Raw genomic sequence first — 6686 nt, 5'->3', positions numbered from 1 at the left:
GAAGAAACTAAGACTATAGAACCCTGCGGGAAGTAATATATACAAGCGAGTGCCCGCGAAGCACCTGTGAGGCGCCTCACAGCCCGCCGGAACGCCCCCGACTGACCCCCCGTCCGCCGACGCACCCCCACAACGCAGAAGTCCCGCCCGATCAACCGCTCGGGCGGGACTTCCGTTGGGTGGACTGTTCACGAGTACCGCTGGCCAGGGGAGGTCCGAGGGCTCCGAAGATCGCTTCCCAGATCGTCAATGATCACTTCCCGGATACACTCCGCGGATGCCACTGACACGTTCGGACATGGTCGATGTGAGTGTGGCGCTCGATCTCGCGGGCGCGGAGTACCAAGCGTTCGCCGTCGGGAGGGCCTCGGTCGTGGTCGGGACGGCGGCGACGGTGATCATCTCGGACGCTGTGGACGATCCGGAGGTCGGCGGCGTGTGGAATGACCAGGAGTTCCGCCTGCAAGGTCCGACGCCGGCGATGGCTGCATCAAGGCTTACCGGGCGAGACCCGTTCACAGGAACCGAGCCGGACCAGGCCTTGTCAGTACACCTGTTCGTCCGGGTGGACGAACGCTGTGTCTACGTCGGCCCTGTCCGGCATTCGCGGAGCAAGTGGGCCGATGACGAGCTCTACAGCTGCCACCTGCGGATCGATCCGCCATTGAACCGCGAGTTGCTTGCCGTGGTTCGGCCGCCTGCAAGCCCGCCCGACCTGCCCGGTCTCGGGTGGCTCGACCACGTGGGCACGGATCCGGGCAGGGCCCTACAGCTCTTCGTCACGGGTTGGCACCCGGAAGCCGAACCACATCCGCCCGGCGAGATACCTCGTTCCATCCCTTCCGCGCTGGCCGGCTTCTACCGCCTCGCCGAGAATCGCCCGGCCATGCTCGGGGGCCAGAACCGGATCAAGCCGGTTGATCAGGTGCAACCCGACAGTTCTGCGGGCTATCTCGTCTTCGGCGTCGAGAACCAGGGTGGGTGGGACTGGTCGATTCCGTGGGAAGTCGATGCTACGGACACGGACCCGACGGTATGGATCGACGAGGCGGACAACCCCGTTCCCGAGCAGGAGCCCCTGAGTGGATTTCTCCTGCAGTTCTCGCTGTACGAGGCCGCGATGACCGCCCCCTACAAGGCATTCCCCGAGGGCTTCCCCAAGCGGTTGCTGCCCATGTTGGAGAGTTGCCTACACCGTGTACCGCTGCGCCCGTTCATGGCCCCGGTCGCTCCGACCGACTTCCTCGTCGGGCCCGGCATCGTCGCCCTCGTCACGCCGAGGTGGGAGAACGATGACGAGGTCGAGGTCTGGATCGGCGCCCATCACCGCAGCGCACTGCGGCCGCTCGGCCGGCTCGACCTGGACTGGCGGCGATTCGATGGGTGACACTTCCGACACCGGGAGAACCCGCCGGCCGGATGATGGCTCCGGGCTTTCCGCAGCGGACGGATTGGACGAGCTGTTCGAGCCTGAGATACGCCGGATCTTCAGGGCTGTGGCGGTCGACCGGTTCCGAAACCGCACCATGCCCCCGCATGCAGGGCTTCTCTTCGGGCCGGAGTTCGGCCCGTGGGATTCGGACCGCGATTTCCTGGGCGAGTTCTACAACGAGATCCATCACCAGGACACCTGCGACGTGTCCACGGCCAAGGGTGTCCCGCTACTGGTGGCGTTGGCGGTCGATGACCGTGTGCCCGCCCAGGAGCGGATGGAGCTGGTCATGGCGCTTTTCGGTATCGCCACCGAGGCCGACCGGCATCGGGCGGAGTATTGGCCTGGCGCGCATCCGCAGGCGGATCCCGCGGCGGTGGTCCGGGCGAGAGCTGCGGTCGAGGAGCATCTCGCGGAGGTGCTCACACGTTGGGACGTGGAGTGCTTGGGAGTCCGTCTGGCCCTCGCGGCGCTGGGGGCAGTCTTCCGTGATTCGCCTGCCACAGCCACGCTACAGGGAAGGGTGGAGGCGCTCACCGATGAACATCGGGAGAAGACCTACATCGCCCATTACCTGCGCTTCGTGATGCTGGTTGCCCGTGAAACGGATCGGCAGATACTCCCGGCGGTCGAGGAGCTGACCGCGTCATTCTGGCAGGCCTCGCACCGTGAAGCTCCGCCGCAGGCCCGCGCCGCGCATCTGCTCGACCAGATGCTCTCGCAGGTGAGGACAACGTTGCTCGCCTGGCGCCCTTGACCGATGCCGCTCGCCCAACCGGTCCTCGAACTCACCGTGGGCCTGTCCATCTGCCAGACTGCGTCCCCAAGTGCCAGACATGGTTGGCTGTTTGGCTGTCTGGCACGCCTGGCATTCCCTACGATGTCTGCGGCTGGCAAGTGTTGGACGTCTGGGGAGGGCGCGTGGGAGCCGTGGACGGGGACGAGGCTGTTGCGGCTCCGGGACTGCGGATCGCCGTGGACTTCTATGCCGCGAAGGCCGGCGAACTGGAGCGGCGGCAGGCGGCGCTGGAGGACGAGCTCGCCACGCTGAGGGCGGAGCTGGCCCGTGTCAGCGGCGCCCGAGATCAGCTGGCCGAGGTCCTGGCAGAGCTCGAAGTCGACCAGCCGCCGCAGGCCCCGGCTGAGCTGGAGCCGACGGCCGCCGCAGAACCCGGCCCAGGCGCCGCCGAGGAATCCTCGCCGGTTCCGCCCACGGAGCCGGCTCTGCCACGCCCTGCCGCAGGGCGTCAGGGCGCCCAATCCGGTGAGGTCATGCAGGCCGTCCTTCAGGTCCTGGCTACCGCGGGACGACCTATGCGGGTGCGGGAGATCACCGAGGCCATCGGGCGTCCGGCGTCCGGCAAGGAGGGCCGGGCGCCTCAGGAGACGACCCGGTCGACGTGCAAGCGGCTCGCGCAGCAGGGCAAGGCTGTCGAGGGTCCGGTCGGTGTGTTCGCGATCGCCCGCTTCGATGGGCTGCCGTTGGGGGGAGTCGCCTAACGACGCGCCCCTCCCGAAAGGTGTTCCCTCCTCCCCTGGCAGGGAGGAGGGAACCGGTTCCGTCGCGGTTACAGCCGCTTCGGAACCATCACGTGGCCCCTATCAACTGGTTCACGCACCCCCGAGGTTAGAGCAAGCGCGCTGACCTCGGGGGGTGCGTGGCCTATTTCATCGTTCCCGGGGACCGAGTCACCGGGGACGGGAAGGCCGTTCACCATGCGCGATGCGCGTCTCAACGCGGTGCGGGTACAACGGAACGTCCAGGAAGTTCTCCAGGCGGGCGACGGTGGCGACGTCCGGCCAGGATCGGCCGGCCAGCAGGTCCGCGATCGTCTGTCGGTTCACTCCCGAGCCGGAAGCGGCCTGGCGAAGGCTCCATCCCCGATCCGCGAGGACGTCGGCGAGGCGGCGGGAGATCTCCCGCACGGTTTCGGCGCCGATGTCGGTGCTGGCCTCGCGGGGCCAGGCTTCCGGATCGTCGGTCATCTCCCGTGGGGGGCGCACGCGGGCGCTACCGCCGACCATGCTCACACCATCCTGTCCGTTGAAGTGGATCAATCCCCTGACGGCTGCTTGACCAGCCGGTATTCGTGGACCGTGACCCTTGATCCGGACACGTCCGCGAAGATCGCCCGCTACCGGCCCCGCCAGGCGCCGGACGCATGGGAGGACGTCGCGCCGTTCGTGCGGTCCGTCGTCACGGCGACGGCCACGGCCGTGCCCTACGACGTCGAGCGGCTGCTGCATGCCACGGCCGGCCTGGCGTTGTGGGCCGAGGAGAGCGGGCTGCCGCGGGATCCGGACACCTGGCTGCGGGGCGAGGTCATCGACGCGTTCGTGCTGTCCCGGGCGGCTGTCCTCGCACCGACCTCGGTGCAGACCTACCGCGCCTGGCTGCGGCGCGTGCGGGACGCACTGGCCTGGACGGACCGGGGCGAGCCCGTCCCGCCCAAGCTGCACGCACCCGCCAATCCGCACGAGCCCTACAGCAGCGACGAGTTGGCCGGGCTTCGCGACTGGGCCTCGCGCCTGCGCGGCCAGCAGCGAACTGACGCGCTCGCCCTGCTGGGGCTCGGCGCCGGCTTCGGGCTGATGCCCAGGGAGGTGGCCGCCACCAGGGGTCTGGATCTTCGGCGGCCCGGCCGCGGGCATCCACTGGTCCACACGGGCATCGAGCGCTCGCCGGTGGCCGCCCGCGCTCAGTGGGAGGAGGTCCTGGCCGACCTCGCCGAGGAGGCCGGCGGCCGCTACCTGTTCCGGCCGCGGCGCACGAGGCCCTATGCGAAGAACCTCATCGGCTCCTGGTCTCACCTGCACCAGCCCACCGACGGCCTGCCGCCGCTGTCGGTCGGCCGGTTGCGGGCTGGCTGGATCGTGGAGCTGATGCGCGAGCGCATCGACCACGATCTGATCGCCAAGGCCGCAGGGCTCGCCTCCGCCGCCTCGCTTGCCCGCTTCCAGCATTTCGTCCCGCCGCTCGACGACGCCACCGCGGCCCGGCTCCTGCGCGGCAGGACGGCGTGACCTTTCCCCGCACGTGGCGGGATGCGGAGAAGGCCCGGCGGCGTCGGCCACGGCCGGTCACCGACGCGCCTGCGGAGATCCCGGATTCCAAGGTCGGTCAGGTTGACTTCCTGCTCCGCCGCTGCGGCGCGCTCGATCTGATCGACGCGGAACTGGCAGGCCGTCCCGGCCCCGGCGGACTGCCTGTCCGCACCGTGCTGGTGGGCGTGCTGCTGGCGCTGCACTACCACGCGAGCGCGAACCTGGCCGACGCCTGCCGGGTCCTGCTCGACCAGCTCAGCCCCACCGCGCGGGCCTGGCTCAACGTCCCGGAGATCGAGCCCGACGACCCATGGGCGCGCAACGCGTTCTGCCAGCGCGTCTACCGGTCGTTCGACCGCCTGACCACCGCACTGGATCCGGCCCGCACGGACCGCCGCCGCCGACTCCCCCTCGCCGACGCGACCGTGCACGCCGCCGCTTGGGAAGGCGACGACGCCGAGCATGTGCGCCGCCGTGACCTCCTGCAACAGATCAGCAACCGTCTGGTCCTGGTCACCGTCCGCCTGGCCCACCGGCGCGGTCTCTTCAAAGGCTGGCAGGGCGACGTGGGCGCCGACACCACGGCCTTCCCCGCCTGGCACCACCCCCAGAGCGACCGCCGCGGCCTGGCATCCGTGGAGATCACGGCAGGCTGGCACTTCAGCGGAGGCAGCACCGAGGGCGTCTTCGGGCACAGCGCAACCCTCCTGGCTGCGGTCAGCCGCCGCCACCCCGCGAACCATCCGGCAGCCGGAACCCGGGTGAGCAGGCACCCTCAGCTCATCCTGGGCGCCGTCCTCGACAGCCCCGGCAAGCGCGTCGGGCCCAACGCCGTCCACACGCTCCAGGCCCTCGTTCCGCTCGGTCTGCCCGTCGGTCTGCTCGCCGCCGACCGCGCATACACCGACCAGACCACCGAGCACTTCCAGCTGCACGTCCGCCGACTCGGCTACCAGCTCGCCCTCGACTACAAACAGGACCAGCGCGGCATCCAGGGCAGCCACCTCGGCGCCGCCCTCGTCGACGGCACCCTCACCTGCCCGCTCATGCCCGAGAACCTCGCCAACGCCACGACCGGGATCGACGACAAGACGGTCCGCGATCCCGACGAGACACTGCGGCAGCGACTGGCAGCCCGGGAGCCCTACTTCCTCAAACGCAAGCAGGGTCCCGACCGGCACGGGACGGTCCGCCTCCAGTGCCCTGCCGCCGGCCCATCCCCCTCCGTGACCTGCCCCCGCTTCAACCGCGCGCACCGGCCCCAGGCCGGACCGCCCACGGTGGTCGACCTCACCAGCGCCCGTTCCACCGCGGCCCACCTCGCCGCGAAACCCAGCATCCAGATCGCCCCTGCCGAGCGCCTGCAGCCGCCCCCGACCAAGGACCTGCCGAGGATCTGCCGCAAGCCGACGATCACGGTCCGTCCCGGCGACCTCGGCAAGCTCGACAAGCTCCGGCAGGACCGCCCCTACCTCGGCCCGGCATGGCGCGACGTCTACAAGCCCATGAGGGCCCACAACGAGGCCGTCAACGGCCGCGCCAAGGGCCATCACATCAACATCGCCGACCCGAAGAAACGCCTCGCTCACGGACGCGTCGCCCAGACGATCCTGCTCGCCCTGATGATCCTCATGATCAACCTGCGGACCATCCAGGACTGGCTCCGCACCACCAGCCCGGAGCTCACTGCAACGAACGCCATCGAGGACTACGACGGCCTCACGCCCGCCCCGGCCGACTTCAACGGCCTTCCCCCACCACCCGACTGACGAACAGCCCACAGAAGGCCCGAAGGGACCTGCATCACATAGCCGTTGGCCTGCCGCCCGGCGGCAGTTTTCGCACGCCCGCCTCAACCTGGCCACCTCCGAAGCGGCCCGAGCGACCCCGTGATCTACGTCACGAAGCGCCACCGCCATCGCACGCCACCTCGAACAAGCCCACCCAAAGCAGAAATCCCGCCCAGCCTGTTCGGCTGAGCGGGATTTCGTGACCACCTACGAGTCAGACTCGTAAACAGTCGTTGGGTGGAGCTGAGGGGATTCGAACCCCTGACCCCCTCGATGCGAACGAGGTGCGCTACCGGACTGCGCCACAGCCCCAACGAGAAGAAACTCTAGCACCTTTCGGAGGGGGTCCGTGACCACCCTCCTGGTGGGAGCCACGGAGGCGGTCCCGGGAAGCGAAGAGGCCCCCGGGGAGGGGGCCT

At 69.4% G+C, this 6686-nt stretch carries 6 protein-coding genes and 1 tRNA gene; 5 read left to right on the top strand and 2 right to left on the bottom strand.

What is annotated here, in order from left to right; genetic code table 11:
* The first annotated feature begins 277 nt into the window (after nt 1-277).
* From ACFU74_RS19745 to ACFU74_RS19735, 3 genes are all read left to right on the top strand, one after another.
* Nucleotides 278-1387: a hypothetical protein gene (locus ACFU74_RS19745; protein ID WP_380758333.1), complete on the top strand. Its 1110-nt coding sequence runs from the start codon at nt 278-280 to the stop codon at nt 1385-1387.
* Nucleotides 1388-1451: 64 nt separating this feature from the next.
* Nucleotides 1452-2189: a hypothetical protein gene (locus ACFU74_RS19740; protein ID WP_380758331.1), complete on the top strand. Its 738-nt coding sequence runs from the start codon at nt 1452-1454 to the stop codon at nt 2187-2189.
* Nucleotides 2190-2353: 164 nt separating this feature from the next.
* A complete protein-coding gene (locus ACFU74_RS19735; protein WP_380758329.1) occupies nt 2354-2932 on the top strand; it encodes a hypothetical protein in 579 nt (192 codons plus the stop codon).
* 189 nt (nt 2933-3121) lie between these two features.
* Here ACFU74_RS19735 and ACFU74_RS19730 read toward each other — a convergent pair whose 3' ends face one another.
* On the bottom strand, nt 3122-3418 hold the full coding sequence (locus tag ACFU74_RS19730; protein ID WP_380758326.1) for a helix-turn-helix domain-containing protein: 297 nt from the start codon (nt 3416-3418) through the stop codon (nt 3122-3124).
* Between the two features lie 111 nt (nt 3419-3529).
* On the opposite strand from ACFU74_RS19730, the gene ACFU74_RS19725 reads away from it, so the two are divergent.
* On the top strand, nt 3530-4456 hold the full coding sequence (locus tag ACFU74_RS19725; RefSeq protein WP_380758324.1) for a hypothetical protein: 927 nt from the start codon (nt 3530-3532) through the stop codon (nt 4454-4456).
* Nucleotides 4453-6246: a hypothetical protein gene (locus tag ACFU74_RS19720; RefSeq protein WP_380758322.1), complete on the top strand. Its 1794-nt coding sequence runs from the start codon at nt 4453-4455 to the stop codon at nt 6244-6246. Before ACFU74_RS19725 ends, ACFU74_RS19720 begins: the two co-directional genes overlap by 4 nt.
* A 259-nt stretch (nt 6247-6505) precedes the next feature.
* Here ACFU74_RS19720 and ACFU74_RS19715 read toward each other — a convergent pair.
* Nucleotides 6506-6579: transfer RNA gene (locus ACFU74_RS19715), tRNA-Ala, on the bottom strand.
* Nucleotides 6580-6686 lie beyond the last annotated feature (107 nt).

Source organism: Kitasatospora sp. NPDC057500, from assembly GCF_042802195.1.
In the GTDB taxonomy this organism is placed as follows: Bacteria; Actinomycetota; Actinomycetes; order Streptomycetales; family Streptomycetaceae; genus Kitasatospora.
Note: the sequence above shows the minus strand (reverse complement) of the source record. Positions and strands in the feature narration are given on the sequence as shown.